We start from the raw sequence: 26,731 nt of genomic DNA, 5'->3' as shown, positions 1-26,731 counted from the left end.
CACCTGCTTCTCGGGTTCAGCGCGGCAGCTGCGCGCCGGCGCTTCTGTGGGCCATGAACCGCGGGCTGGTCAGGACGAACCCCGGCCGGACGGTGTCCAGTTCGAGGATCTGGACGTGGCGGGCCAGCGGTCCGTGCACGGCGCCGAGCCGCACCCGAACCCGGGGGCGGGTGTGCACGCGCGGCCGGCCGTCGGACCGCACCAGGGTGCGTACGGTGCTGTCGCCGCGGCGCCCGTAGAGCACCCAGTCCGCTTCGGGGCAGCGCACTCCGGGACCGGCGGGGCCCGCGACACTCAGGCCCAGCTCCGGTGCCTCGGCCCGGAGTTCACGCCCCTGCAGGGACACCTCGGCGGCCGCGTGCACGGCGGGCTGGGCCCAGACCTCCTCGGCCACCGCCCGCGCCTCCCGGGTGCCGACGGCGAGCGCGACGACGTAACGGCCGGTGCGGCGCAGGTCGACCCGGCGCAGCAGGTCCCCGGCCAGACCGTACGGGTGCGGCCGCCACGGGTCGTCGACGAGGACGGAGAGTCCGAGTTCGGTGTAGGGGCCGATGGTGGTGCAGCGGTGCTCGTAGAGGGAGAGCACGGCCAGGGCGCGGCGCCCGAGGCGGGTGGGGACCAGCCAGTCGAGGTCCGGCAGCAGGCTGCGGGCGACGCCGGGGTCGACCGGGAAGCACAGGTGCGCCGCGGAGGAGTCGTAGAAGCGCACCGGCACGTCGACCGGACCCGCCGACGTGGGCACGGTGGTGGTGGGGACGGTCAGCAGGGGGTGGCCCTCGGGCGGGCGGGCGCGGGCGCCGAGCCGGTAGACCCGGCTGCGCTCCACCGGGCCCCGGTAGCGCGTGAGGGCCGCGTCGATGTCTCGGGCGGCCCGCGGGACCACCGTCTCCAGGTGGCCGATGTAGACGCTCAGCAGGTGGCTGCGCGGGAACTCGGAGTCGGGTCCGGTGTAGTCGGCGCGGTACCGGTTGGGGTGCGGGCCGCGGGCGGCGGCCGCGGGGCCGTCCGCGGACGGGACGATGTCGTGCCGGTTGGTGACGGCGGCGAGCCAGGTGCGCGGGTCGGCGGGTTCCCTGCGGCCGGCCGGCGCCCCGACGGTGACCACGTGGGTCACCCGGTAGGCGCGGCAGAACTCCTCGTCCGCGGCGAGGTTCAGCAGGGCGGTCCCGCCCTCGCCGTGTCCGAGGAGCGCGAGGTCGGCGCCGCGCGGGACGCCGTGGTGCCGGATCGCCAGCAGGATCGAGCGGCTGTACGGCGAGTCGGTCGTGAACAGGTCGCGCCAGGCGTCCGCGAAGTCCGGCGGGACGCACCCGCGGGGGCGGCCGGGGGTGGTGCCGGGGGCCTGGACGACGTAGCGGAGCACGCCGTCGGGGCCGCGTACCTCCTGGATCAGGACGCGGTCCTCGGCCTCCAGGGCGTCGAGGCCGCGCAGGAAGCCGAGCAGCGACCCCTCGACGGCGAAGCCGCCGGCCTCCCGGGCGGAGGGTTCGACGGCCCGGACGGCGCCGTCGGGGGCACCGGGTGCGCGGGGGTGCGCGGCGCTGACGCGGCGTGCCGGGTCGGCGGCCAGCTCCCGGCCGGCGGCCAGCGCCCACGCGGTCTCGTCGCTGACCGGGTTCTCGCCCAGCAGGCCGTGGACGGCGAGGAGTTCGGTGAGGACCGGGGTCGGTCCGGCCAGCGACCGCCGGGCGTCCCGGTCCTTGAGCAGGGCCCGCAGCGCGCGGACGGCCTCGGAGTCCGGGGCGGCGCCGACCGCGGCCCTCAGCCGGCGCATGCCGGGGTCCTGGGCGAACTCGGGGTGGCCGAGCAGGACGGCGGCGATCCGCAGCCGCAGCGAGACCACCGCCACCTGCGCCGCCAGGCTCTCCCTCCCCAGCGCCTCCCCCGCCGCGCCGAGGAGCCGCCCCACCCCGTCCGGGGCCACGACCGCCGCACCGCCGAGCCCCTGCCGGTCGGTGAGCGCCCGCAGCAGCGCCCAGCGGGCCGCGCAGCCGGTGCGCGGACGGCGGCGCGCGGACGCGGTCAGCGCGGGGGCGAACAGGACGGAGCTGGTGCGCGCGCAGACCTCCCGGATGCCTTCGGCGACGTCCACGACGTCGTGGGCGCATTCCCGCAGCACTTCCTCCGCGGGCGGCCCGGAGGCACGGCGACGCGCTGCCATCCGGCGCTCCCTCGGATCGACGACATGGCCTGACCCCATCGTGGGCCCTGGATCCGGCGCCCGCACCTTCGTCCGTCCGGGTGACGACGGACCCGGCGGGGAGCGGTCAGGCGCCGTCGGCGAGCCCGGCGGCGACGGTCGCGCCGAGTTCCCAGCACGCCTCGACGCCGGCCTTGCCGGGATCGCCGGTCACGGTGACCGGCTGCGCGGCCCGGCGCCAGCCGAGACCCGTGGTGATGGAGTCGAGGGCGCGCAGGGCGCCGGTGACGTCGTTGCCGCCGTGCACGTAGGCGCCGAAGGGCCGGCCGCGCGTCTCGTCCAGGCAGGGGTAGTAGATCTGGTCGAAGAAGTGCTTGAGGGCGCCGGAGAGATAACCGAGGTTGGCCGGGGTGCCGAGGAGATAGCCGTCGGCCGCCAGGACGTCGGAGACCGTGGCCGACAGCGCCGCCCGCCGCACCACCCGGACCCCCTCGATGTCCGGGTCCGTCGCGCCGGAGACGACGGCCTCGAACATGGCCTGGCAGTGCGGGGAGGGCGTGTGGTGGACGATCAGCAAGGTGGGCACACCGGCACCCTGCCGTGCCCGGCCCGCCGGAGGCAACCGGCACGGGCACCGGCCGGGGGTGCGGCTGTACGGGCACGGCTGCATGGGCACGGCGGCACGGGCTCGGTCGTACAGGCGAGGCGGCACGGCCGCGGCCGTACGGGCTCGGCCAGGGAATTGGGTCGGCCGGGGCCGGTGCCCTTGGTTACAGTGACCCGCCGGGAACGCCGAAGGGGAGGCTGACGGGTGGGGACCCTGGGGAGAAGGGCCGTGGCGCTCGCGCTGCTTGCGGGGCTGCTGACGGGATGCCGGGTGTCGGCACGCGCGACGGACGTCTCGGTGTCGGGAGCGGCGTCCGAGGCGGCGGCCCAGAGCGGCGGCACGGTCGGCGGCTCCGGTTCGGCCTGCCGGCTGCCGGTCACGTTCGACACCGCCCGCGGCTGGCGGGCCGAGGCGGTCGACGGCCTCGCCGCGGTCGCCTCGAACGCCCCGGACGACGACCTGGCGCAGAGCCTGCTGCGGCAGGGGCCGGTGACCCTGGTCTGCGAGATCGACGCGAAGCCCGCCGGGGCCGTCGGCTTCCTGCGGGTGTCCACGGGCGAGCCGGGAAGCGGTGACGCCGGCGCGGTGCTCCGGGCCTTCGTGGCCGCCGAGGGCCACACCGGCCGGGCCAGGTACCGGGCCTTCACGTCCGGCGGGCTGACCGGGACGCGGGTCGACTACGACTACACCAGCGACCTGCTGGGCGAGAGCAAGAAGGAATCCGCCCTGGCCGTGGTCACGCCCGAGGGACCCGTCGTCCTGCACCTGGGCGGGCTCGACAGCGCGGAGCACGAGGAGATGCTCCCCGCGTTCGAACTCGCCCGGCAGACGCTGCGCCCCGCCTGACCCCGGGACCGGGGCCGGGCGGGGAGGGCACGCCGCAGGGTCAGGAGGACCGCCACCTGGTGCGCCACAGCAGGACGAACCCGGCGGCCAGCAGCAGCCCGCCGAAGACGGCCGGCCAGAGGTGGGCGCCGGTCTCGGCGAGATCGCCCTGGACGGCCTGCGGCTCGGTCTGGGGCGCGGTGCCGGGCGGGGTCTCCTGGCCCGCCGGGCTCTGCGCGTCGGCCGGGGCCTGGGTCTCGGGCCGGTCGGTCGGCTTGCTGATGACACCGCCCGTGCCGGACGACTTCTTGGGCGAGGCGCTCGTGTAGACGTGCGGCAGACCGGTGCCGCCCGAGCTGTCCGAGCCGTTCTTCGTGGCGGTGGGCTCGGTCGCCGGCTCGGAGGGCTCGGTCGCCGGCTCGGACGGGTCGGCGCTGCCGGTCTCGGCCGGCGGGTCGGCCGGGGCCGCGGTGTCGCTCGGCTCGGTGACCGGGCTCGCGGTGTCGGACGGCGGGTCCTGCGGGGTCGCCGACTCGGACGGGTCGGGTTCGGCGCTCTGCGACGGCGGCTGCTCGCCGGCTCCCGCGCCGCAGGTGCGGCCGGAGTTGATGCAGTCGACCATCTTCCGCATCAGGTCCTCGTCGAAGACGTTGATGAAGTCGCCGTGGTCGGTGACCGGCTTGTGCAGCTGCTCGGGGAACGAGTCCACCGCGAACAGCGGGACCGTGCGGCCGCCGTCGGCGAGGCTCGGCGCGTCCACGGCGTAGACGATGCGCTGCACCAGCTGCGGGATGGCCTCGAACCCGGCCGGGCAGCTGCCGTCGGCGGCCTCGAACGCCACGTGGGTGCGGTGGTTGGCGCTGTCGATGTTCCGGCCGTCCCAGCAGCTCTGGAACCTGAACGTGCGCACCACGTCACTGCCCTTGGGACACAGCGGGTACTTGTCCTTGAGCTGCCGGTCCTCGAAACCGGTACAGCTCCAGGAGGCGTTGGCGTTGGCCGGGCCGTTGACGAAGGACTTGGCGTCGCCGGTGATGATGCGCAGCAGCCGCGGCATCTCGGTGACCTTCGAGGTCGGGTTGCCCTCGAAGGTGAGCGTCACCTGCTTCGCCGTCACGATCTGCCCGGCGTTGCCCTCGGTGCCGCCGCCCGGCTTGTCGGCGTCGCGCTCCTGCTTGCCGTTCTGCAGCCGCAGCACGGGCCAGTAGTACGTCGACTTGTCGCCGCGGTCCGCGCAGCTCGTGTCGGCCTTGGCGAGGTCGTCGTCGCTGGCGAACGCGTTGTTGGACTGGTTGCCGATGTAGTCGTGGAAGTGGTGGGCGCCGTTGGAGACGCCGGGCGCCACGATCACGTTGTCCGAGTTGAACAGGCCGTTGGCGTTCACCCCGCAGCTGGAGGAGAAGGTGCCGGTGGAACCGCCGGACTGCTCGGCGGGGGTCGCGGCGTTGGGCTGCACGCCGGTGATGTCGGCGTAGTCGGCGGCGACGGGACCGTTGCCGCCCTGGCCGCCGCTGCCGGTACCTGCACTGGCACTCGCACTCGCGCTCGCGCCCTGGCTCGGCGCGCCGCTGTCCTGCGGCGACGCCGACTGGCCGCCGCTGCCCTGGTCCGAGGAGCGCAGGGTGCAGGCGGCGAGGTCGTCGAGGCCCTGCGGACGGTCGCCCGCACGGCCGATGGCGTCGGCGATCCGCTGCAGGGACTGCGACCGCTTCTCCTTCAGCGGCGCCAGGATCATCCCGTCGGCGGCACCGGGGTCCTGCTGGATCGCCGCCGCCTGCTCCTTGAGCTGCTGGTAGGCGGCCGCGATCTGCTGGTCCAGCTGCGCGAGTTCGTCGTCGACGTCGGCCCGCGCCGCGTCGGGCACGGTGGTCAGGCGGCTGCCGACGTCGGGGCAGTAGACGGTGGGCGCGGACAGCACCTGGGCCGTCTGCCCGGTCTGCTGGTCCGAACTCCCCTCGGTCGCCGAGGCGTAGACGTTCACCGCGACCAGTGTTCCGCCGCCGAGCATCAGGGCGACCGCTGCGAAGGTCGCGCGTTGTGCGCCGGTAGGGCGTCTGCGCCTGTTGGGTCTCAAGGTCGTTCCCCTGCGTGTCGTGGTCGGCCGGGCATGGAAATCCCCCCGCCCTGTACGCGGCACGGCACCCCTGTGTTCAACGGCCCCGCGAATTCACGGCAATCTCATAGGAAGCCGCCGTACGGGCCGCCCCGGCGCGGGTCCGGCACCTCGAACGCTACGACGAACATCACAATTACGTATCGGACATTAGCCACCTCAACCTTCACACGAGTGACACAAGTTGGCTAGGTTGACGGGCAAGCCGCTCGGCTCCCCCCGGCGAATCCCGTCGGGCCGCGCGGCCTCCGCCCAATCCGGTGCCCAACGGGGCTTTCCGGAGCCGGGGACCCAACCGAACCACTGGGGTGAATCGGCCGACCGCCCTGAGGGGCCGCGGCCGTAGGGCATGCCTTCCGGATCGACCCGCCCGAACCCGACAGCTAACCCGGTCGGCGGAGTACGGAAGGAGCACGACCCCCATGGCGCCCGAGAGCCGTGACGAGGTTCGCCGACGGATCGACAGCCTCTACGACCAGGCCGAGAACGCCACCGGGAACTACAACGCCACGCGTGCGATGAACGGGGGCTCGCGGTCCCGCGGGGTCCCGCTGTTCAAGCGGCCGCGGCGTGACGACCCGGGCCTGGAGAGCATCGCCCGTGAGTGGTTCGACGGAGCGCGCTCCCGGCTCGGACCGAGCGTCCCGGCGGCGCTGCCCGCCGACCGGCAGCCCGCCCGTCCCGGCCCGCGCCGGCCCGTCAGCGCGATGGCGGCCGACCTGATCGGCCAGCTGGAGGACTCCGGACCGGACCGTCCGGAGCTGACCGCGGGGCCGTCCGCGAACGGCGGCATCGAGGTGGTCCGCGAGCCGGCGGAGCGCCCGCAGCGGGAACTGACGGCCGGCTCCCAGGCCGCCCTGCCGCCCGGGCCGTCCGCCGCGGCCAAGGCGCTGCCCGCCGCCGCGCCCAGGCGGGCGACGCCGGGCGCGTCCAAGACCAGGAGCCAGCTGAAGATCGCCAAGGCGCGCGAGATCCTGTCGCAGCGCACCGGGCGGCGCGCCGTCGCGGCCCTCGAACCGGCCGCGCCCGCCCCGGCCGCCCCGACGCCGTGGCCCGTCGCGGAAGCCCAGCCCCCGGCGCAGCACTGGCCGGCCCCCGCCGGCCTGCCGGGCCAGTACGGCGACACCGGCGCCTTCGCGGCGGACGCCCTGACCGGCACCGGCGCCTTCGCGGCCGTGACCGTGACGGAGACGGCGATCCCGGTGATACCGGCCACGGACACGGGCTCCTTCCGGGCCGTGTCCCCGGGCGACACGGGCGGCATCCCGCAGATACCCGCCCTGGACACCGGCGGCTTCCGCATCATGAGCCCCGGCGCACCCCAGCCCCAGCCCCCGGCGGACACCGGCGGCTTCCCGGCCATGCCCCCGAGCGACACGGGCGGCATCCCGGCGGTACCCGCCCTGGACACCGGCGGCTTCCGGGTCATGAGCCCCGGCGCCCCTCAGCCCATGTCCGCGGCGGACACCGGCGGCTTCCCGGCCATGTCCCCGGGTGACACCGGAGGCATCCCGCAGATACCCGCCACGGACACCGGCGGCTTCCGCATCATGAGCCCCGGCGCACCCCAGCCCCAGCCCCCGGCGGACACCGGCGGCTTCCGGGTCATGACACCCGGTGGTAGCGGCGGGCTTCCCGGCGCGGCGCCCATGGACTCGGCCGTGCCGTCCGCCGTGAGCCCGGGTGACACCGGTTCCTTCCGGGTCATGACGCCGGGCGCCACGGGCACCTTCCGGATGCCGGACGACACCGGCTCGTTCCCGGCCATGACACCGACGGACACCGGCAGCTTCCCCGCCATGGCACCGGCGGACACCGGCGCCTTCCCCGCCATGACGCCCGCGGACACCGGCGCCTTCCCCACCGCCGTGCCCGGCCAGGCTCCGGTGGCCGGTGGTTCCTTCCCGGGGGCGGCCGTCGCCTATCCCGGCGCGCCCCAGGCCGTCGTGGAGGCCGTTGCGCCCGCCGTCCAGTACGGCATGCCGTCGGCCGACTTCGGCACCGGGGGCCTCCCCGTGGCCGCGCCCGCCGTGGACATGGACATGGGCGGTTACGCCACCGCCGGTTACGCCGCCGCCCCGGCCATGGCCGCCGTACCCCAGCCGCCGATGCCGACGGCGGTCGCGGACCCGCCGTGGGCGATGCTGGCGACTCCCGCCGCGCCCGTCGAGCCGCCCTTGGCGATGGCCGCCGCCGCATCGCTCGCCGCGGCACCGCTCCCCGTCGCGACGGTCCCGCCGATGCCCGCGGTGGTCACCGCGGCCGTCCCGACGGTGCCCCCCGTGGCCGTCGCCGACCCGCTGCCCACCGCTCCCCCGGCCGCGCCGTTCGTGCCCGCCGCCGTGGCCGAGCCCGGCAAGGCGATGAAGGCGCTGGCGTTCGCCCGCGCGCAGATCGGGCGGCCCTGCGTCTGGGGCGCGACCGGTCCTGAGTCGTACGACTGCTCCAGCCTGACCCAGGCCGCCTGGCGGGCCGCCGGGGTGTCGCTGCCGCGCAGCGCGCCGGAGCAGGCCTTCGCCGGCACGCCGCTGACGCATGCCGCCGTCGAGCCGGGTGACCTGGTCTTCTTCTTCGACGACGACAGCCACGTCGGGGTCTACGCGGGCGACGGCATGATGATCCACGCGCCCAGCCCCGGCGCCTCCATCCGCGAGGAGTCGATCTACAACGCCGGCGAGTCGGCCATCCACCGGGTGGTGCGCCCGGCCTGAGCCGGGCCGTCCGGGTCAGACCCTCCGCCGCCGGGTGCGCCAGCTCTCGTGGTGGTCCAGGAGGGTCTGCTCGACGGGCCGGTAGGCCAGGCCCAGTTCGCGGACGCTCCGGCCGTTGTCGACGGGGAAGCGGATGCCCAGGTGTTTGCGTATGTAGTCCTGGGTGAGGCCGAAGAACGGGCCGAGGAGCCGTACCGGCCAGTGCGGCAGCGCGGTGCGCGGCAGGCGCGGGTCCCAGGGGCGGCGGGCGCGGATGATCCGGGACATCTCGTGGAAGGACGTCATCGTCTCGTTGGCCACGATGTAACGGCCGCTCGCCGCCGGGCGCTCCGCCGCCGCGATGTGCGCGTCGGCCACGTCGCGGACGTCCGCGGTGGTGAAGCTGAAGTCCGGGGCGCCGTAGCAGAACAGGCCCTTGAACAGCTCGTCCAGCAGGAACAGGCTGCCGGACTCGGAGGCCGGCGTCAGTGAGGGTCCGAGGACCAGACCGGGGTTGACGGCGACCATGCGCCAGCGGTCCTGGGCGGCCTCGGCGTCCCAGGCGGCGCGTTCGGCGAGCGTCTTGGCGTAGTGGTACGGGTTGCCGGTCAGCGTGCTGGTGGTGTTGAAGTACTTCTCCGTGAGGATTCCGCCGGCCATCTCGCGGACGTCGCAGTAGTCGCCGAAGATCGCGCCCACGGTGGAGGTGAGGACCAGGGTCGTCACCTCGGGCGTGCGGTCCACGCTCGCGAGCACGTTGCGGGTGCCGTGCAGCGCCGGGTCCACCACGTCCCGCCTGCCGTCCTTGATCCGCTCCGGCATCAGGAACGGGGAGGCGACGTGGAAGACGGTCGCACAGCCCCGGAACGCCTCGTCGAAGGAGCCCTTTGCGAGCAGGTCGGCCTCGAACAGGGCGAGCCGGCCGGGGAAGGCCTCCTGCAGCTCCCACAGCGGCCGGACCTTGGCCGCGTCGCGGGCGCTGCGGACGGTCGCCCGGACCCGGTAGCCCCGCTCCAGGAGCCGGCGCACCAGATGGCCGCCGACGAATCCGCTGCCGCCGGTCACCGCCGCGGTCGTCTGCCCGCCTGCGTCCACGCCGCCACCCCTCGCCCCTGGGCCACCGCGGCTCGGTGTCCCGCCAGGGACAGGCTGGTGCATGCCGGGGGCGGCCGCCAAGGTCCGGGAGCGGAGCTGTACCGTCTCCCGGGCATAAGCAGGACCCGAGAGAGGTCATAAGGTCGACTTATGGGGTCATAGACCGGACCCGCGTACTAACTTAGGACTGCCTTAGTTTAGGCTTCCCGTTCGAGATCGATTGTCTTCACTCGATCGATTGTCATCACTCGAAGGGAACCTGATCATGCCGCGCCCCCTGCGGGTAGCCATCGTCGGTGCCGGCCCGGCCGGGATCTACGCCGCCGACGCCCTGCTGAAGTCCGAGGTGGCCGCCGAGCCCGGCGTGTCCGTCGACCTCTTCGAGCGGATGCCCGCCCCGTTCGGCCTGATCCGCTACGGCGTCGCTCCCGACCACCCCCGCATCAAGGGCATCGTGACCGCCCTGCACCAGGTCCTGGACAAGCCGCAGGTCCGCCTGTTCGGCAACGTCGACTACCCCACCGACATCAGCCTGGACGACCTGCGGTCCCTCTACGACGCGGTGATCTTCTCCACCGGCGCCACCGCCGACCGTGAACTGCGCATACCCGGCGTCGACCTGGACGGCTCCTACGGCGCCGCCGACTTCGTCTCCTGGTACGACGGCCACCCCGACGTGCCCCGCACCTGGCCGCTGCACGCCGAGAAGGTCGCCGTCCTCGGCGTCGGCAACGTGGCCCTGGACGTCGCCCGGATCCTCGCCAAGACCGCCGACGAACTCCTGCCCACCGAGATCCCGCCGAACGTCCACGAGGGCCTGAAGGCCAACAAGGCGCTCGAGGTCCACGTCTTCGGCCGCCGCGGCCCGGCCCAGGCCAAGTTCTCCCCGATGGAACTGCGCGAGCTGGACCACTCCCCGAACATCGAGGTCATCGTCGACCCCGAGGACATCGACTACGACACCGGCTCGATCCAGACCCGCCGCGGCAACAAGCAGGCCGACATGGTCGCCAAGACCCTGGAGAACTGGGCCATCCGCGACACCGGTGACCGCCCGCACAAGCTCTACCTGCACTTCTTCGAGTCGCCCACCGAGATCCTCGGCACCGACGGCAAGGTCACGGGCCTGCGCACCGAACGCACCGCCCTGGACGGCACCGGCAACGTCAAGGGCACCGGCAAGCACACCGACTGGGACCTCGGCGCCGTCTACCGGGCGGTCGGCTACCTCTCCGACAAGCTGCCCAAGCTGCCCTGGGACATCGACTCGGGCACCGTCCCGGACCAGGCCGGCCGCGTCATCGAGGAGTCCGGGAACCACCTGCGCTCCACCTACGTCACCGGCTGGATCCGCCGCGGCCCCATCGGTCTGATCGGCCACACCAAGGGCGACGCCAACGAGACCGTCGCCAGCCTCCTGGACGACTACGCCTCCGGCCGCCTGCACACCCCCGAGGCTCCCGCCCCGGAGGCCGTCGACGCCTTCCTCACCGAGCGCAACGTCCGCTTCACCACCTGGGAAGGCTGGTACAAGCTGGACGCCGCCGAGAAGGCCCTCGGCACCCCCCAGGGCCGCGAACGCGTCAAGCTCGTCGAACGCGAGGACATGCTCCGGGAGAGTGGCGCGTGACACGCCGCTGAAGCGCTCGCAGAGCTGGAAAGGGGGGCCGCCGGATCACCGGCGGCCCCTCTCCCGTCCGGCGCGGCGAGCGGGGCCCGCTCCGATGCGGATGGACGAACGGGCCCCGCTCACCGCACCATTGTCCGGAATCCGCCCGGTCCGGGACACGGGTGAACCGGCGTCGCCGACGCACCCGGCGCACACCCCGGGTGCGCGGCGCACTCCCCGGGCGCGGAGGCACCCACCCTGTGGAACACGCTCCCGAGCAGTGATACTGGAACGCACGACCCGCCCCCATCAGCAGATTGGCCCATGTCGAACTCCGCCACCGACCGTGCCGTCCTCCCGCCGACCGTCTGGGCCGCCCGTGGCCGCCACACGGGCCCGGACTCCGAGGAGGTGATCCGCCGGATCCTGCGCCGCCGCAAGGAGACCGGCGCCGTCGACGACTTCGCCGAACCCGCCGGAGCTCCCGGCCCCGCCGAGACCGCCGTGCCCGAGATGCCAGGACCGCGGGTCTTCGAGGCCCGCTGGCGCGTCGACGAGGGCGCGGTGACGGTGCGCGCCCGGCTCACCCTGGTGGCACGGCAGGCCGGACGCGAGTGGCAGCTGGTCGCCGAGGCCGAACGGCCCTGGGACGAGACCTGGCCCTCACCGGCCACGGTGTTCTGGCCCGACGGCGACGAGGCCGGGGACGGCGGCGAGGCCGCCTGGGACTACCACCCGGCCGTCGCGGGCGTGCGGCTGCGCACGGTCAACCCGCTGCCCGCCGACGACAAGGACATGCGGCGGGTGCTGCGCGAGGCGGCCAAGGACGCCTGGTGCGTCAACCTCGTCGTGCACGAGGCGATGACGCCCGACACGCTCGGCCGGCAGCCGCTGGTCCGGCAGCTGCCGCCCGGCCTGGCCCACCGTGTCGTGGAACACCGGGCCACGCCGCAGCAGTTCCGGGCCGTCAACTGGGCGGTGCGCGACCTCGGCGTCGAAGTACCGCGCGGCGGTGCGGTCCTGCTGCCCCCGGACCCGGCACCGGCCGACTACGACGCGTCGCAGTACGCGGTGCGCAGCGTCTTCCTCGACGGCTCGCGGTCCACCGAACTCATCGCCGTCCTGCGCCGGTTCGCCGCGCTGCCCAAGCCCGCACCGCAGGGCGCCGAGGAGGCGCTGGCCGATCTGCGCGACCACTGGACCCTGATGACCCTGGAGGAGGAACTGGCCCGCGAACGCGAGCGGGTCGCGCAGTACGCCGAGGCGCTGGAGGCCATGACCAGGTCCCGGGACCTGTACAAGGAGGCCGCGCAGCGGGCCGACGAGGCGCTCGCCGCGCTCCGCGACGCTCCCGCCGCCGCCCTGCCGTCGTCCCAACCGGCCTCTCCGCTCCAGCAGTTCACCCGGGTCTTCAAGGGCCTGCGGCCGCCGAAGGAGAATCCGGGCCCGACGGCGATGCCCGGGGACGAAAGCGGGAAGACGGACCGGTGAGAACCCCGGGCCGGACCGGGGCGGGACGACAGGACAGCCATGGACACCACCACGACCGTGCTCGTGATCTGCGCGATCGTCGCGGCGGCCCTGCTCGCCGGAGCGGTCACCGTGCTCGTACGACTGGTCCGCACCCGGCGCAGCCTGCGCCAGGCCGGGCTGCCCACCGGACCGCGCTGGGTGTTCTGGGGCGCCGTCCTGTACCTGGTGCTCCCGACCGACCTGCTCCCCGACCCGATCTACCTGGACGACATAGGGGTCCTGCTGCTGGCCCTGCGCTCGATGCGCGCCGCCAAGGTCCTGCCGGCCGAGGACCCCGAACTCTGAGCCCGCCGGTGCCGCCCGGGTGCGTCGGGTGGGCGTCGAGGCGCATTCTTGCTGTGTCCCCACCCGGCGGTGCACGGACGAGGTAGGACCGGATGACTGGGAGCGGCGAGCACCTGGGCCGGGCGCGTGAACGGCTGACCGCACTGCTGGTCGACGCCTCGACCGGCGCCCTGGGCGCGGCCGGCGGCCACGTCGCCGGGGTCTACCTGCGCGCCGGCAGCCCCGGACTGCTGCGGCTCTCGACGCTGGTCGGACTGCCCGGCCGGCTGTTCAGGCCCTGGTGGCGGCTGCACATGGACCGGCCGTTCCCGGTCGCGGACGCCTACCGGCTCGGGGTGCGCGTGGTGCTGCCGAACGCCACCGAGATGGTGCGCCGCTACCCCCAGTTCGCGGCCGGGCTGCCGTTCCAGTTCGGGTCGGTGTACACGCCGGTGCCCGGCACGGCGCCGTCCTTCGGCGTGCTCACGGTGCTGCGTCCGGCGGTCCCGGACGCCGAGGACGAGCTGCCGGGCCTGGACCATCTGGGCCGGCTGGCGGAGGACCTGGGGGCCGGGCTGCGGGCGCTGGCGGCCGAGGAGGGCGACGCGGCGGTGGCCTGGGAGGGCGAGCCGGTGTGCGTCCGGCCGCCCGCGACCCGGGCGGGATCGGCCCGCGCGGGCCGTTTCACCTGGGACCCGGCCACCTCGGCGGTGTACGCGGACGACCGGCTGCACGCGCTGCTCGGCGTGGCGGCCGAGGAGTTCCCCGCCACCGGCGCCGAGCTGGCGGCGGCCGTGACGCCCGGCGACGCCCGGCAGGTGCTGGCCGCGCTGCGCGAGACCGCGGCCGGCCGGCCGCCGCGGTCGCCGCTGCGGGTGCGGGCCGCGGACGGCGCGCCGCGCCTGCTGGAACTGTGGCCGCCGCCCGGCGGCCCGGATCCGCCGCTGGTCTCCGGGATCGTCGTCGACCCGGGACCGGGCGGGGCCGCGGACGGGGTGGCCGACCTGCTTCCCCAGGGCGTGTTCTGCCTGGACCGCTCGGGAGTGCTCCGTTACGTCAACCCGGCCGCCGCCCGCCTGGCCGGCCGGCCGCCCGCCGAGCTGCTGGGCAGGTCCGTGTGGGAGGTCATGCCGTGGCTGAGCGGACCACCGTACGACGACCACTGGCGCAGTGCGCTGCTGGCGCCGGATCCGGTGCACTTCCAGGTCCGCCACGGTGACACCGGCGAGGGCGACTGGCTCGCCCTGTCCCTGCACCCGGGTCCCGGTGTCGTCACCGCCACGGTCGTGCCCACCCGCCGGATCGACCCGGACGTCCGGCTGCCCGGCCCGCCGGAGCCGGGCGCGGCGGGCGGCGCGGTCCCCGTCGCCGGCGTCCCGACGGCCCCGCTGTACCGGCCGATCGCGCTGGCCATCGCGCTGACCGACGCGGTGACCGCGCGCCAGGTGTCGGCGGTGGTGATGCAGGAGCTGCTGCCCCCCTTCGGCGGCCGCCGGCTGGCCATCTACCTCCTCCAGGACCGCCATCTCTACCTGGCCTGGGAGTACGGCTTCCCGCCGGGCTTCCTCGCCCCCTTCGACGGAGTCGCCCTGGACGCCCGCATCCCCGGGGTCGAGACCCTCACCACCGGCCGGCCGCTGTTCTTCGAGTCGATGCGGAAGCTGGCGGACACCTATCCGGGCCTCGCGCTGGACGCCGACGTGGGCGCCCGCGCCTTCCTGCCGCTGATCGCCTCCGGCCGTCCGGTCGGCTCCTGCATCCTCGGTTTCGACGTCGAGCGCGGCTTCACCACCGAGGAGCGCACCGTCCTGACGGCACTCGGCGGCCTGATCGCGCACGCCATGGAGAAGGCCCAGCGCTACGACACCGAGGCCGCCCTGGCCCGCGGGCTCCAGCAGGCGCTGCTGCCCCGCAGGCTGTCGGCCCACCCGCAGGTGGAGACGGCCGGCCGGTACCTGCCCGGGACCCAGGGCATGGACGTGGGCGGCGACTGGTACGACGTCGTCGGCGCCGGCAGCGGGCTGGCCCTGGTCATCGGGGACGTGCAGGGGCACGGGGTGCAGGCGGCGGCCACCATGGGCCAGCTGCGCAGCGCGGTCCGGGCGTTCGCGCTCGGCGACCGGCCGCCCGACGAGGTGCTCAGCGGCACCAACCATCTGCTCATCGACCTGGACCCGGGCCAGTTCGCCAGCTGCTGCTATCTGCGCCTGGACCCCGCCACCGGGGCGGCCCGGGTCGCCCGCGCGGGCCATCCGCAGCCGCTGCTGCGCGCCCCGGACGGCCGTACCCGCGTCCTGGACATCGCCGGAGGGGTCGTGCTCGGCGTGGACCCGCGGGCCCGGTATCCGGTGACCGAGCTGGAGCTGGAGCCGGACGCGATCCTCGCCCTGTACACCGACGGCCTGGTGGAGCGGCCCGGCGCCGACATCGACGACGGGATCGCGGCGCTGGCGACGGCGCTGGCCGGGGCCGGGGCGGCACCGGGCCGGCACGGCGGCCGGTCGCTGGCCGGGGTCGCCGACCGGCTCACGGCGACCGCCCGGCGTGCGGCCGACCGGCCCGACGACGTGGCGCTGCTGCTCGCCACCCGCCGCCGGGCGTCCGGAGGCGGGCCATGACTCGGCACAACGGGGCATCGCGCCGGTTGTCCCTGGAGACCCTCTCGCCTCGCCGGGCCGGGCAGTGTAGACATGGGCTCATGGTCCGTCTGTCCGGCCGGTCCGAGACCCGGCCGCCCCCTGCCGAGGCTTCGCGTGCGCCGCTCGCGGAGGGAGAGCCGACGGCGGCCCGGCCGGAGCGGGGACGGCCCGGACCGTGGTGGTCGGCGCGCGGCAGCCGCAGCGTGGCCGGACAGGTCTTCATGCTGCAGGTCGTGATCGTGCTGCTGCTGGTCGTGAGCGCGGCCGTCGAGCAGGTGCTCCAGGTCCGGCACGACAGCAGCACGGAGGCCCGCAACCGGTCCGTGGCCGTCGCGCAGTCCTTCGCCAACGCGCCCGGTACCGCGGCGGCGCTGCGGCTGCCGGATCCGACCACCGTGCTCCAGCCGAAGGCCGAGGCGGCCCGCAAGGCGACCGGCGTCGACTTCATCGTCGTCATGAACACCGAGGGGATCCGCTACACGCACCCGAAGCCGGACCGGATCGGGAAGAAGTTCGTCGGGAACATCGGGCCCGCGGTGGCCGGCGGCACGGTCACCGAGGAGGTCCAGGGCACCATCGGGGAACTGGTGCAGGCCGTGGTCCCGGTCAGGGACACCGACGGCAAGGTGGTCGGGCTGGTGTCGGCCGGCATCACCACCGCGCACGTGGGCGGCGCCGCCGATCAGCAGCTGCCGCTGCTGCTTGCCTCCGCGGGCGCCGCGCTGGCCCTGGCGACGGCGGGCACGGCACTGGTCAGCAGGCGTCTGAGGCGCCAGACGCACGGCCTCGGCCCGAACGAGATGACCCGGATGTACGAGCACCACGACGCGGTGCTGCACTCCGTGCGGGAGGGGGTGCTGATCGTCGGCGGCGACGGCCGGCTGATGCTCGCCAACGACGAGGCGCAGCGGCTGCTCGACCTGCCGCAGGACGCCGAGCGCCGCAGGGTCGGCGATCTCGGCCTGGACAGCGACACCGCGGAGCTGATCGCCTCGGGGCGGGTCGCGACCGACGAGGTGCACCTGGTCAAGGACCGGCTGCTGGCCGTCAACCAGCGCCCCATCGAGGTGCGCGGCGGCCCGCCGGGCAGCGTCATCACCCTGCGCGACTCCACGGAGCTGCGCGCCCTGTCCGGGCGTGCCGAGGTGGCCCGGGAGCGCCTGAACATGCTGTACGACGCCGGGGTGGGCATCGGCACCAGCCTGGACGTCACGCGTACGGCGGAGGAGCTGGGCGAGCTGGCCGTGCCGCGGTTCGCGGACTACGTGGGCGTCGACCTGTACGACGCGGTGCTCAAGGGCGAGGAGCCCAAGCCCGGGGATGCGCTGCGCCGGGTGGCGTTCGCCGGTGTGCGCAAGGACTCGCCGCTGTACCAGATCGGTGAGCGGATCAGGTTCGTGCCGTCCTCGCCGCAGGGCCGCTGTCTGGTGACCGGCGAGTCCGTGGTCGAGCCGCGGCTGCGGGACGCGCCGGGCTGGCGGGCCCAGGACGTGGAGCTGACCGGCCGGATCCTGGAGTTCGGCATCCACTCGCTCATCACCGTTCCGCTGCGGGCCGGGAACCTGGTGCTGGGCGTGGTCAACTTCTGCCGTTCGGAGAAGCTCGCGCCGTTCGACGCGGAGGAGCTGGCCCTCGCGGAGGAGCTGGTGGCCCGTGCCGCCGTCTCCATCGACAACGCCCGCCGCTACACGCGCGAGCACAGCATGGCGGTGGCCCTGCAGCGGAGCCTGCTGCCGCGCAGCCTGCCCGAGCAGAGCGCCCTGGACATCGCCTACCGCTATCTGCCGGCGCAGTCCGGTGTGGGCGGCGACTGGTTCGACGTGCTGCCGCTGTCCGGGGCCCGGGTCGCGCTGGTGGTCGGGGACGTGGTGGGGCACGGGCTGCACGCGGCGGCGACCATGGGACGGCTGCGGACGGCCGTGCACAACTTCGCGGCGCTGGATCTGACCCCCGACGAGCTGCTGGGCCTGCTGGACGAGCTGGTGGGCCGTATCGACCAGGACGAGACGCCCACCGACAGCACGGCCCCGGTCAGCGGCGCGACCTGCATCTACGCGATCTACGACCCGGTCTCCCGGCGCTGCACGGTGGCCCGTGCCGGTCATCCGCCGCCGGCGGTGCTCGGGCCCGACGGCAGTGTGCGGTTCCCGGACGTGCCGCCCGGGCCGCCGCTCGGGGTGGGCGGGCTGCCCTTCGAGACGGCCGATCTGGAGCTGCCCGAGGGCAGCAGCCTGGTGCTGTACACCGACGGCCTGGTGGAGGACCGGCGGCGGGACATCGACGAGGGTCTGGACCTGCTCGCGGGCGCCCTGGAGTCGGCGGCCGGTACCACTCCCGAGGAGACGTGCGCGGCCGTCCTGGAGCGGCTGCCGGCCCGTCCCAGCGACGACGTGGCGCTGATCGTCGCCCGGACCCGTGCGCTCGGTCCGGACCGGGTCGCGGAATGGCAGGTGCCGGCCGATCCGGCGGCCGTCTCCGAGGTGCGTGCCAAGGTGACCCGGCAGCTCGCCGACTGGGATCTGGAGGAGCTGTCGTTCACCACCGAGCTGATCCTCAGCGAGCTGGTCACCAACGCCATCCGGCACGGCCGGGGGCCCATCGGGGTACGGCTGCTCCGCGACCGGACGCTGATCTGCGAGGTCTCCGACGCCAGCACGACCTCGCCGCACCTGCGGTACGCGGCCAGCACCGACGAGGGCGGCCGGGGCCTGTTCCTGGTCGCGCAGATGGCCGAGCGCTGGGGCACCCGGTACACGCCCGCGGGCAAGGTCATCTGGGCGGAGCAGCAGGTGCCCTGAGCCGGGCCGGCGCCCGCGCGCCCGTCAGCCGAGCGCCCGGTCCAGGTTGAAGGCGGCGCTGATCAGCGAGAGATGGGTGAAGGCCTGCGGGAAGTTGCCCTGCTGCTCGCCGGTGCGGCCGATCTCCTCGGCGTACAGGCCGAGGTGGTTGGCGTAGGTGAGCATCTTCTCGAAGGCGAGCCGGGCCTCGTCCACGCGTCCGGCGCGCACCAGGGCCTCGACGTACCAGAACGAGCAGATGGAGAAGGTGCCCTCGTCACCGCGCAGGCCGTCGGGGCTGGCCTGCGGGTCGTAGCGGTAGACCAGGGAGTCGGAGACCAGGTCCTCGCCGAGGGCGTCCAGCGTGGAGAGCCACTTGGGGTCGGTCGGGGCGATGAACTTGGCCAGGGGCATCATCAGGAGCGAGGCGTCCAGCACGTCCCCGCCCTCGTACTGGACGAAGGCGCGGCGCCGCTCGGACCAGCCGCGGTCCATGATCCGCCGGTAGATGGCGTCCCTGGCGCCCAGCCAGTGGCCCAGGTCGGCGGGCAGGCCGCGCCGCCGGGCCAGCCGGATCGCCCGCTCGATGGCGACCCAGCACATGAGCCGCGAGTAGAGGAAGTTCTTGCGGCCGCCGCGGGTCTCCCAGACGCCCTCGTCGGGCTGGTCCCAGTTGTCGCAGACCCAGGCGACGAGCCGGGTGACGTCGTCCCACTGCGCGCTGGAGATGGGCTGGGCCCATTTGTCGTAGAGGTAGATCGAGTCGATGAGCGCGCCGTAGATGTCCAGCTGGAGCTGGCCCGCGGCGGCGTTGCCGACCCGGACCGGGGCGGAGCCGCAGTGGCCCTCCAGGTGCGGGAGCACGCGTTCGGGCAGGTCGGTCCGGCCGTCGATGCCGTACATGATCTGCAGCGGTCCGGAGGCGGCGCCGTCGCCGGGGCTGACGCAGGTGGTCAGGAACTTCATGAACGCCTCGGCCTCGCCGGTGAAGCCGAGCCGCAGCAGGGCGTAGACGGCGAAGGCGGCGTCGCGGATCCAGACGTAGCGGTAGTCCCAGTTGCGTTCGCCGCCGAACTGCTCGGGCAGGCTGGTGGTGGGCGCGGCCACGATGGCGCCGGTGGGCGCGTAGGTGAGCAGCTTCAGGGTGAGGGCGGAGCGGTGCACCATCTCGCGCCAGCGGCCGCGGTAGCGGGACCGGGACAGCCAGTGCCGCCAGTAGCGGACGGTGTCCTCGAACTGCCGTTCGGCCTCGGCGCGGGCGCAGCCGCGGGGTGCGATGCGCTCGCCGGCCTGGTCGAGGGCGAAGACCGCGGACTCGCCCTCGGCGAGTTTGAAGTCGGCGTGCGCGTCCGGGCCGTCGCTCTCCATGACCACCGTGGAGGTGAGCGCGAGCGACATCGTCGCGGACTCGAACAGGGCGATGTCGTCGACCATCCGCAGGGTGTGCCGGTCGGCGCCGTAGTTGAAGCGGGGGGCGACCCTCACCCGGAAGGGGACGGTGCCGCGCACGCAGAGCACCCGGCGGATCAGCCGGTGCCGCTCGCACTCCCCGGACTTGCCGGTGACGGGCATGAAGTCCTGGACCTCGCCGACGCCGTCGTCGGTGAAGAAACGGGTGATCAGGACGTTGGTGTCGGGGAAGTAGAACTGCTTGGTCCGGGCCGGTACCGCCGGGGCCAGGGCGAAGTGGCCGCCGCGCTCGGCGTCCAGGAGTGCCGCGAAGACGCTGGGGGCGTCGAAGGACGGACAGCAGTACCAGTCGATGGTGCCGTCGCTGCCGACCAGGGCGACGGTCCGCAGATCACCGATCAGCCCGTGCTCGGCGATCGGCGGGTAGCGGGGGCTGCCGGGCGCAGTCTCGAAGAACCGCTGTTCGGTCATCGCGGCAGCCTCCCCGGATCGGACGTATTGGCACGGTACCTCCTGAAAGGGATAATTTCCTTCCCGCGCCGGGTAACCGCCGCGGGAACGGCCCCGGGCCGCTCCGGATGCGGGGTGCGGCCGGGCGGGCAATCGTGAGAGTGTGCACCCCGCTCCGTGAAGGAGGGACCATGTCGATCTCAGAACCCGAAGCGTCCCGGCCGTCCGACGACCGCGCCACCCCGGACTCACTGCTGCACAGCGCCCCCGGCACCGGGGTGGCGCCCGAGGACCTCGTGATGGCGTCGGGCCGGGACGTCACCCCGGCCACGCTGGAATGGGCCAGGAAGAAGATGGAGCGCGAGGGACCCAACTGCGTCGAGAGGCTCCTGCCCTGACGCTGGACAGACGCCGTCTCCTCGGACTGCTCGGATCGGCGGGCGTGGTGTCGTCCGGGCCCGCCGTGCACACACCGCGACCCGCCTCCGCCTCCCCCGCCGCCTCCGCGCCCGGCGACGACGGCGGGGATCACGCGCGGTTCATGAGGGCCGCGGTCGGCGAGGCGCTCCGCAACCCGCGGTACCCCTTCGGCGCGGTCCTCGTCCGCTCCGGCCGGATCCTGGGGCGCGGCGTGAACACCTCGGCCGAGAACCCGACGTACCACGGGGAGATGGTCGCGATCGCCGACTACGTGCGCCGGGCCGGCAACCACGGCTGGACCGCGACGACCCTGTACTCGACCGGCGAGCCGTGCGCCATGTGCATGAGCGCCTGCGCCTGGGCGGGCGTGGGCCAGATCGTCTGGGGCACCTCGATCGACGGGCTCGGCAGCACCGGGCTGGTCCAGATCGACCTGCCGGCGCGGGCGGTGGCCGACGCGGCCGGCTCGTTCTACACGCCCCGGCTGCTCGGCGGCGTCCTCGCCGCGACGACGGACGCGCTGTTCCGGCGGGCCGAGATCCTGCGCGGCGGACCGGCCCACGAGGCGTCCTGAGGCGGCGGGAGCGGGACTCAGGCGCGACGGCCCAGGTCCGTACCGGATTTCCCGCGAAGGCCGGCCGTTCTCCCTTTCGGAGCGAGGGCGCCTGCTGACAGACTCCGCAGGGTGCCAGACTTCGACATGCTCGTCATCGGATCCGGACCCGGCGGCCAGAAGGCCGCCATCGCCGCGGCCAAGCTGGGCCGCAGGGTCGCCGTGGTCGACAGCCCAGAGATGGTCGGCGGTGTGTCCATCCACACCGGCACCATCCCCTCCAAGACCCTGCGCGAGGCGGTCCTCTACCTGACCGGCCTCACCCAGCGCGACCTCTACGGCCAGAGTTACCGGCTCAAGGAGGACATCACCGTCGCCGACCTGACCGCGCGCACCCAGCACGTGGTCAGCCGCGAGGTGGACGTCATCCGCAACCAGCTCTCCCGCAACCACGTCACCCTCTGCTCCGGCACCGGCCGTTTCACGGACCCGCACACCGTCGCCCTGCGGGAACCGAACGGCGACGATCGGACGCTGACCGCGGAGCACATCGTCATCGCCACCGGCACCCGGCCGGCCCGCCCGGACAGCGTCGAGTTCGACGGGCGCACCATCATGGACTCGGACAACGTCCTCTCGCTGGAGCGGGTGCCGCGCTCCATGGTCATCGTGGGCGCCGGCGTGATCGGCATGGAGTACGCCTCGATGTTCGCCGCGCTCGGCAGCAAGGTCACCGTGGTGGAGAAGCGGGCGGGCATGCTCGACATGTGCGACGTCGAGGTCGTCGAGTCGCTCAAGTACCACCTCAGGGACCTCGCCGTCACCTTCCGGTTCGGCGAGACCGTCGCCGCCGTCGAGCGCCATCCCCGGGGCACGCTGACCGTGCTGGAGAGTGGCAAGAAGATACCGGCGGACACGGTGATGTACTCGGCGGGCCGGCAGGGCCTCACCGACGGACTCGACCTGGACAAGGCGGGGCTGTCCGCGGACCGGCGGGGCCGGATCACGGTGGACGAGCACTTCCGCACCGAGGTGGAGCACATCTACGCCGTCGGGGACGTCATCGGCTTCCCGGCGCTGGCCGCGACCTCGATGGAGCAGGGCCGGGTCGCCGCCTACCACGCGTGCGGGGAACCGGTCGGGCAGATGGACAACCTCCAGCCCATCGGCATCTACACGATCCCGGAGATCAGCTTCGTCGGCAAGACCGAGGACCAGCTCACCGAGGAGTGCGTGCCGTTCGAGGTCGGCGTGGCCCGCTACCGCGAACTGGCCCGGGGACAGATCATCGGCGACTCGCACGGCATGCTCAAGCTGCTGGTCTCCCCCGGCGACCGGCGGCTGCTCGGCGTGCACTGCTTCGGCACCGGAGCGACAGAACTGATCCACATCGGTCAGTCGGTGATGGGGTGCGGCGGCACCGTCGACTACTTGGTGGACGCGGTCTTCAACTACCCGACGCTCGCGGAGTCGTACAAGGTCGCGGCCCTGGACGCCACCAACAAGCTGCGGCAGCTCGAACGGCTGGAGGACTGAGGGGCCTCAGGAACGGCCGCTTCCGGTGTGCGAGTTGGCGTCTTCAACTGGCATATGTGATTACCGGTCGGTCATCTTGAAAGGCGAAAGAGGGCCGCTATCATCACACCCACACACGCGGTGTGACCGTGCGCGGACTCTCGGCATGCGGCCCTCACCACGCCTTTCCCACTTCTGACCGTCCCCTGCCCGAGGCGATCCCTCTGCGGGTGCGAGACGGGCGGGACACCCCCACCCGTACCACCGCGGGCCTGCACTCCCGTGCGCCCTGCACGACCGGAAAGCAGCACGACCATGAGCAACAGCAGGGGCAGAGGGCTGCAGGCCAACGCTCTCGGCACGTTCGACACGGTGGTGATGGCCGTGGCGGGCAGCGCACCGGCCTACTCGCTGGCCGCTACCACCGCGGTCCTGGTGGGCGCGGTGGGCCTGGCCAGTCCGGCCGCCCTGCTGTGGTGCGCGATACCCATGCTGGGCATCGCGCTGGCCTTCAGCTACCTGGGCCGGATCGACGTGAACGCGGGCGCCAGCTACTCCTGGGTGGGCCGCACCCTGCACCCCTTCCTCGGCTTCGTCAGCGGCTGGGCGCTGGTGGTGTCGGCGACCATCTTCATGGTCGCCGGCTCCCTGCCCGCCGGCTCGATGACGCTGTCCCTGTTCGACGAGGGCCTCGCCGACGACGTGGCGCTGTCCACGGTGGTCGGCGCCGCCTGGTTCCTGGTCATGCTGGCGGTGGTGCTCGGCGGCGCCCGGCTCACGGTCCGCGCCCAGCTGCTGATGTCCGGCATCGAGCTCGCGATCCTGCTGCTGTTCGCGGTGCTCGCCCTCTTCCACACCGGCAACGCCCGCGCCTTCGACTGGTCCTGGCTCGGCTTCGGCCACTTCGACGGCGTCTCCGGTTTCGCCTCGGGCGCGCTGATCGCCGCGTTCTACTACTGGGGCTGGGACGTCACCAGCAACCTCAGCGAGGAGACCCGCAACTCGCGCCGTACGACCGGACTCGCGGGCCTCATCGGAGTCGGCATCGTCTTCGCCCTCTTCGAGGTGTTCACCATCGCCGTGAACGTCATCCTGTCCTCGCGCCAGATCGCGGCGAACGACGCCAACGTGCTGGCGGTACTGGGTGACGAGGTCGCGCCGGGCTGGGGCGGCAAGCTGCTGGTCGTGGCCGTGATGCTGTCCACCATCGCCACCCTGGAGACGACCCTCATCCAGGTCACCCGCTCACTGTTCGCGATGGGCCGCGACCGCACGATGCCGGCGGCGCTCGGCAAGGTGCACCGCACCTGGAACACACCGTACGTGGCGATCGCGGTGGTCGGCGCGGTGGCGCTGGTGATGTTCATCGCCTCCAACGCGCTGGGCTCGGTGGGCGAGATCCTCTCCGACGCCATCTCGGCGATCGGCCTCCAGATCGCCGTCTACTACGGTCTGGCGGGCCTCGCCGTGGTGGTCGCCTACCGCAAGATGCTCTTCAGGTCCGCGGGCAACTTCCTGCTCGGCGGCGTCTGGCCGCTGCTCGGCGCGGTGTTCATGTTCTGGATCTTCGTCGAGTCGCTGAGCGAGCTGAGCGCCGCGGCGATCACCATCGGCGTGGGCGGTCTGGCGGTCGGTCTGATCCCCATGCTCTGGTACTGGAAGCAGGGCAGCGAGTACTACCGGCCCGCCAGGCTGGACGCCACCCGCACGGTCCGGACCGACTACGTGCCCGCCGACCACGTCACCGCACAGGCCCAGGCTTACGAAGGCCTCCCCACGGATTTCTGAGGTAGCCGCTCGATGGCGAGAGACCGCTTCGTTGCCGACTTCGACCCGGACTGCGGGGACACCGACCTCACCTCGGCCCGGCAGGACGTCGTCATCGGCCGCTGGCAGGGCCTGCGGGACCTGCTGCGGGCCACCGGCCCCGACTGGCTCGTCCGCGGGCACCGGGTACGGCTGCTCGCGCAGGCCTGCGCGGGCAGTTCGACGGCGGAGTCCTGGCTGGCCGCGGAACCGCACGGCGCCGACGCGCTGGCGCTGCGGGCGGCGACCGAGACGGCCAGGGCGTTCCAGCTGGCCATCTCGGCGGGCCGGGGCGCGCCGATCGACCGGTCCAGGATCGACGCGGCCGTGCTGGCCTGCCTGGCGGCCGCGGAGGCCTACCCGCAGGACCCGACCCCGTGGGTCTCCCTGATCTCGGTGGCCCGGCTGTACCCGTCCGGCGTGCGGCGGCAGGAGCTGGCCCGCTGGTGGGACGAGCTGCACCGCCGCGACCCGTACAACGTGGAGGGCCACCTCCAGGTGCTCCACTACTACTCCGCGCGCTGGCACGGCACGCACGGCCTGATGTACGACTTCGCCCGGGACGCGGCCGGGGTCGCGCCGCCCGGCTGCGCGCTGCCGGTCCTGGTGCAGTACGCCCGCGTCGAGGAGTTCCGCCACACCTTGGACGAGGCGCGGGGACGGCAGGCGCCGGCGGGGCACGGCCAGCACTGGAAGCACGACGGCGCGGTCAGCGACGTACGGCGCACCTGGGAGCGCTGGATCGCCCAGCGCGCCGAGGAGACCGTCGCGCCCGGCGAGCTGCGTGACCTCAACTACCTGACGCACGCGGCCTGCCAGGCGGGGATCACGGACATCGCCGCGTCCCTGCTGCGGCTCCAGGGCCGGCGGATGACCCGCACCCCGTGGTCGTTCACCGGCGACGCGGAGAAGCAGATCGTCAAGTGGCGGGCGGACCTGAAGCTGCGCGGCTGATCCGGGCGGCGGGCTACGCCTCGGTCCGCTCGGCGGGCCGGGCCAGGCCCGTCGTCCACTTCTCCTCGATGCGGCCGGCCTTCCAGACCAGCAGGGCGATCACCCAGGTGGCGAAGAACAGGCCGACGATGACGAAGCCGACGGTGTTCAGGTCGAGGCCGGCGACCCAGTCCCAGAAGACGCCGTGCAGGTCCATCTTGTCGGCGAGCAGGCCGAGGAGTTCCACGGTGCCGATGATCAGGGCGACGGCGACGGACAGGCCGGTGATGGTGAGGTTGTAGTAGACCTTGCGGACCGGCTTGGAGAACGCCCACTCGTAGGCGAAGTTCATGAACGAGCCGTCGATGGTGTCGAGGAGCGACATGCCGGCGGCGAACAGGACCGGCAGGGTCAGGATGGCGTACCAGGGCAGGCCGGAGGCGGCGCCGGAGCCGGCCAGCACCAGCAGGGCGATCTCCGTGGCGGTGTCGAAGCCGAGGCCGAACAGCAGGCCCAGCGGGTACATCTGCCAGGGCTTGCTGATCGAGCCGGTGACCCGGCCGAGGAAGCGGTTCATGAACCCGCGGTTGTTCAGCTGCGTCTCCAGGGCGGCCTCGTCGTAGGCACCGGACCGCATCTGCCGGAAGACCTTCCAGATGCCGGCCAGGATGACGAGGTTGATCCCGGCGATGAGGTAGAGGAAGGTCCCGGAGACCGTCGTACCGATGAGGCCGGTGACCTCGTGGAGGTGCGAGTCGTCGTTCTGGACCGGGCCCGCCAGGGTCTTCATGCCGAGCGAGAGCAGCAGCGCGAGTCCGAAGACGATGCTGGAGTGGCCGAGGGAGAACCAGAAGCCGACGGACAGCGGGCGCTGCCCCTCGCCCATCAGCTTCCGGGTGGTGTTGTCGATGGCGGCGATGTGGTCGGCGTCGAAGGCGTGCCGCATGCCCAGCGTGTACGCGGTCACGCCGATGCCGATGCCGAACGACTCGGTGCCGACGCTGAAGTGCTGCGGCGCGATGATCCCGACCAGGGTGCCCCAGCCGATGACGTGCAGCGCGAGCACGAAGGCGGCCATCCCGCCGACCCTGGCCCACTCCTGCCGCGTCATGGAGTGCCGGACACGGCGCCAGGCCGAGCGCTTGGCCTCGGCCTCGGCGGGGAGGGACGGAGCGGAACCAGGGGCGGCCGTCATCGGGAGGTGACATCCTTCGGTCGAGCATGAGCAGCTGCCGTCGGCAGCCTGGTGCCATCCTCCCGTACCTGCAAGTCGTTCGCATTAAAGGCGGCGGCAGGCCTTTCCCATGAGAGTCCCACGCGCGGGCAAAGGAATGTCCTGGTGCGCAGTTCGG

18 protein-coding genes and 1 riboswitch are annotated in these 26,731 nt (G+C 73.5%); of the genes, 12 read left to right on the top strand and 6 right to left on the bottom strand.

Going from position 1 to position 26,731, the window contains the following annotated elements:
- Nucleotides 1–16: 16 nt before the first annotated feature.
- Together ACIQOE_RS34375 and ACIQOE_RS34370 are read right to left on the bottom strand one after the other, a co-directional pair.
- Nucleotides 17–2,161: a hypothetical protein gene (locus ACIQOE_RS34375; RefSeq protein WP_401415638.1), complete on the bottom strand. Its 2,145-nt coding sequence runs from the start codon at nt 2,159–2,161 to the stop codon at nt 17–19.
- 106 nt (nt 2,162–2,267) lie between these two features.
- Entirely contained in the window at nt 2,268–2,726 is a 459-nt protein-coding gene (locus ACIQOE_RS34370) for an NAD(P)H-dependent oxidoreductase (protein ID WP_351323836.1), read from the bottom strand.
- A gap of 249 nt (nt 2,727–2,975) precedes the next feature.
- On the opposite strand from ACIQOE_RS34370, the gene ACIQOE_RS34365 reads away from it, so the two are divergent.
- Entirely contained in the window at nt 2,976–3,593 is a 618-nt protein-coding gene (locus ACIQOE_RS34365; protein ID WP_399009249.1) for a lipoprotein, read from the top strand.
- A gap of 40 nt (nt 3,594–3,633) precedes the next feature.
- Here ACIQOE_RS34365 and ACIQOE_RS34360 read toward each other — a convergent pair whose 3' ends face one another.
- Nucleotides 3,634–5,580 (bottom strand): DUF1996 domain-containing protein, encoded by a 1,947-nt coding sequence (locus tag ACIQOE_RS34360; protein ID WP_401415860.1) that lies wholly within the window; start codon nt 5,578–5,580, stop codon nt 3,634–3,636.
- A 344-nt stretch (nt 5,581–5,924) separates the two neighbouring features.
- A riboswitch (cyclic di-AMP (ydaO/yuaA leader) is annotated at nt 5,925–6,099 on the top strand.
- 8 nt (nt 6,100–6,107) lie between these two features.
- Between ACIQOE_RS34360 and ACIQOE_RS34355 the strand changes: the two genes are divergently transcribed.
- Nucleotides 6,108–8,396, top strand: coding sequence for a C40 family peptidase (locus ACIQOE_RS34355; protein WP_401415635.1), 2,289 nt, complete (start codon nt 6,108–6,110; stop codon nt 8,394–8,396).
- 15 nt (nt 8,397–8,411) lie between these two features.
- Here the strand turns inward: ACIQOE_RS34355 and ACIQOE_RS34350 are convergent, their stop codons facing one another.
- Nucleotides 8,412–9,470, bottom strand: coding sequence for an NAD-dependent epimerase/dehydratase family protein (locus ACIQOE_RS34350; protein WP_365567191.1), 1,059 nt, complete (start codon nt 9,468–9,470; stop codon nt 8,412–8,414).
- 265 nt (nt 9,471–9,735) lie between these two features.
- Here ACIQOE_RS34350 and ACIQOE_RS34345 point away from each other — a divergent pair, with 265 nt between their 5' ends.
- The 5 genes from ACIQOE_RS34345 to ACIQOE_RS34325 all read left to right on the top strand — a co-directional run bounded on the left by ACIQOE_RS34345 (nt 9,736) and on the right by ACIQOE_RS34325 (nt 18,313).
- The gene (locus ACIQOE_RS34345) at nt 9,736–11,100 is read left to right on the top strand and encodes an FAD-dependent oxidoreductase (protein WP_351323841.1); all 1,365 of its coding nucleotides are present in this window, start codon (nt 9,736–9,738) and stop codon (nt 11,098–11,100) included.
- Nucleotides 11,101–11,403: 303 nt separating this feature from the next.
- Nucleotides 11,404–12,570 (top strand): hypothetical protein, encoded by a 1,167-nt coding sequence (locus tag ACIQOE_RS34340; protein WP_362647002.1) that lies wholly within the window; start codon nt 11,404–11,406, stop codon nt 12,568–12,570.
- A 39-nt stretch (nt 12,571–12,609) separates the two neighbouring features.
- Nucleotides 12,610–12,897: a YkvA family protein gene (locus ACIQOE_RS34335; RefSeq protein ID WP_351323845.1), complete on the top strand. Its 288-nt coding sequence runs from the start codon at nt 12,610–12,612 to the stop codon at nt 12,895–12,897.
- A 92-nt stretch (nt 12,898–12,989) separates the two neighbouring features.
- On the top strand, nt 12,990–15,494 hold the full coding sequence (locus tag ACIQOE_RS34330; protein WP_401415632.1) for a SpoIIE family protein phosphatase: 2,505 nt from the start codon (nt 12,990–12,992) through the stop codon (nt 15,492–15,494).
- 242 nt (nt 15,495–15,736) lie between these two features.
- On the top strand, nt 15,737–18,313 hold the full coding sequence (locus tag ACIQOE_RS34325; RefSeq protein WP_401415858.1) for a SpoIIE family protein phosphatase: 2,577 nt from the start codon (nt 15,737–15,739) through the stop codon (nt 18,311–18,313).
- 24 nt (nt 18,314–18,337) lie between these two features.
- Here the strand turns inward: ACIQOE_RS34325 and ACIQOE_RS34320 are convergent, their stop codons facing one another.
- Nucleotides 18,338–20,173, bottom strand: coding sequence for a glycoside hydrolase family 15 protein (locus ACIQOE_RS34320; protein WP_351323848.1), 1,836 nt, complete (start codon nt 20,171–20,173; stop codon nt 18,338–18,340).
- Between the two features lie 170 nt (nt 20,174–20,343).
- Here ACIQOE_RS34320 and ACIQOE_RS34315 point away from each other — a divergent pair, with 170 nt between their 5' ends.
- From ACIQOE_RS34315 to ACIQOE_RS34295, 5 genes are all read left to right on the top strand, one after another.
- A complete protein-coding gene (locus ACIQOE_RS34315; RefSeq protein ID WP_351323850.1) occupies nt 20,344–20,550 on the top strand; it encodes a hypothetical protein in 207 nt (68 codons plus the stop codon).
- 143 nt (nt 20,551–20,693) lie between these two features.
- Nucleotides 20,694–21,146: a nucleoside deaminase gene (locus ACIQOE_RS34310; RefSeq protein ID WP_365567199.1), complete on the top strand. Its 453-nt coding sequence runs from the start codon at nt 20,694–20,696 to the stop codon at nt 21,144–21,146.
- Between the two features lie 111 nt (nt 21,147–21,257).
- Nucleotides 21,258–22,661 (top strand): Si-specific NAD(P)(+) transhydrogenase, encoded by a 1,404-nt coding sequence (gene sthA, locus ACIQOE_RS34305; RefSeq protein WP_401415628.1) that lies wholly within the window; start codon nt 21,258–21,260, stop codon nt 22,659–22,661.
- 294 nt (nt 22,662–22,955) lie between these two features.
- Nucleotides 22,956–24,428, top strand: a complete 1,473-nt coding sequence (locus tag ACIQOE_RS34300; protein WP_351937968.1) for an APC family permease — start codon at nt 22,956–22,958, stop codon at nt 24,426–24,428.
- Between the two features lie 12 nt (nt 24,429–24,440).
- Nucleotides 24,441–25,400, top strand: coding sequence for a hypothetical protein (locus tag ACIQOE_RS34295; protein WP_351323855.1), 960 nt, complete (start codon nt 24,441–24,443; stop codon nt 25,398–25,400).
- A gap of 13 nt (nt 25,401–25,413) precedes the next feature.
- Here the strand turns inward: ACIQOE_RS34295 and ACIQOE_RS34290 are convergent, their stop codons facing one another.
- The gene (locus tag ACIQOE_RS34290; protein WP_351323856.1) at nt 25,414–26,574 is read right to left on the bottom strand and encodes a HoxN/HupN/NixA family nickel/cobalt transporter; all 1,161 of its coding nucleotides are present in this window, start codon (nt 26,572–26,574) and stop codon (nt 25,414–25,416) included.
- Between the last annotated feature and the right edge of the window lie 157 nt (nt 26,575–26,731).

It is taken from the genome of Streptomyces sp. NPDC091282, from assembly GCF_044757385.1.
GTDB lineage: Bacteria > Actinomycetota > Actinomycetes > Streptomycetales > Streptomycetaceae > Streptomyces > Streptomyces gramineus.
This window is presented reverse-complemented; position numbering and strand designations above follow the sequence as displayed.

Coding starts and splice junctions, on each gene's coding strand:
- ACIQOE_RS34375 (WP_401415638.1), bottom strand. CDS start 2,161: ATGGCAGCGCGTCGCCGTGCCTCCGGGCCGCCCGCGGAGGAAGTGCTG.
- ACIQOE_RS34360 (WP_401415860.1), bottom strand. CDS start 5,580: ATGCTCGGCGGCGGAACACTGGTCGCGGTGAACGTCTACGCCTCGGCG.
- ACIQOE_RS34355 (WP_401415635.1), top strand. CDS start 6,108: ATGGCGCCCGAGAGCCGTGACGAGGTTCGCCGACGGATCGACAGCCTC.
- ACIQOE_RS34345 (WP_351323841.1), top strand. CDS start 9,736: ATGCCGCGCCCCCTGCGGGTAGCCATCGTCGGTGCCGGCCCGGCCGGG.
- ACIQOE_RS34340 (WP_362647002.1), top strand. CDS start 11,404: ATGTCGAACTCCGCCACCGACCGTGCCGTCCTCCCGCCGACCGTCTGG.
- ACIQOE_RS34335 (WP_351323845.1), top strand. CDS start 12,610: ATGGACACCACCACGACCGTGCTCGTGATCTGCGCGATCGTCGCGGCG.
- ACIQOE_RS34330 (WP_401415632.1), top strand. CDS start 12,990: ATGACTGGGAGCGGCGAGCACCTGGGCCGGGCGCGTGAACGGCTGACC.
- ACIQOE_RS34325 (WP_401415858.1), top strand. CDS start 15,737: ATGCTGCAGGTCGTGATCGTGCTGCTGCTGGTCGTGAGCGCGGCCGTC.
- ACIQOE_RS34320 (WP_351323848.1), bottom strand. CDS start 20,173: ATGACCGAACAGCGGTTCTTCGAGACTGCGCCCGGCAGCCCCCGCTAC.
- ACIQOE_RS34315 (WP_351323850.1), top strand. CDS start 20,344: ATGTCGATCTCAGAACCCGAAGCGTCCCGGCCGTCCGACGACCGCGCC.
- ACIQOE_RS34310 (WP_365567199.1), top strand. CDS start 20,694: ATGAGGGCCGCGGTCGGCGAGGCGCTCCGCAACCCGCGGTACCCCTTC.
- ACIQOE_RS34300 (WP_351937968.1), top strand. CDS start 22,956: ATGAGCAACAGCAGGGGCAGAGGGCTGCAGGCCAACGCTCTCGGCACG.
- ACIQOE_RS34295 (WP_351323855.1), top strand. CDS start 24,441: ATGGCGAGAGACCGCTTCGTTGCCGACTTCGACCCGGACTGCGGGGAC.
- ACIQOE_RS34290 (WP_351323856.1), bottom strand. CDS start 26,574: ATGACGGCCGCCCCTGGTTCCGCTCCGTCCCTCCCCGCCGAGGCCGAG.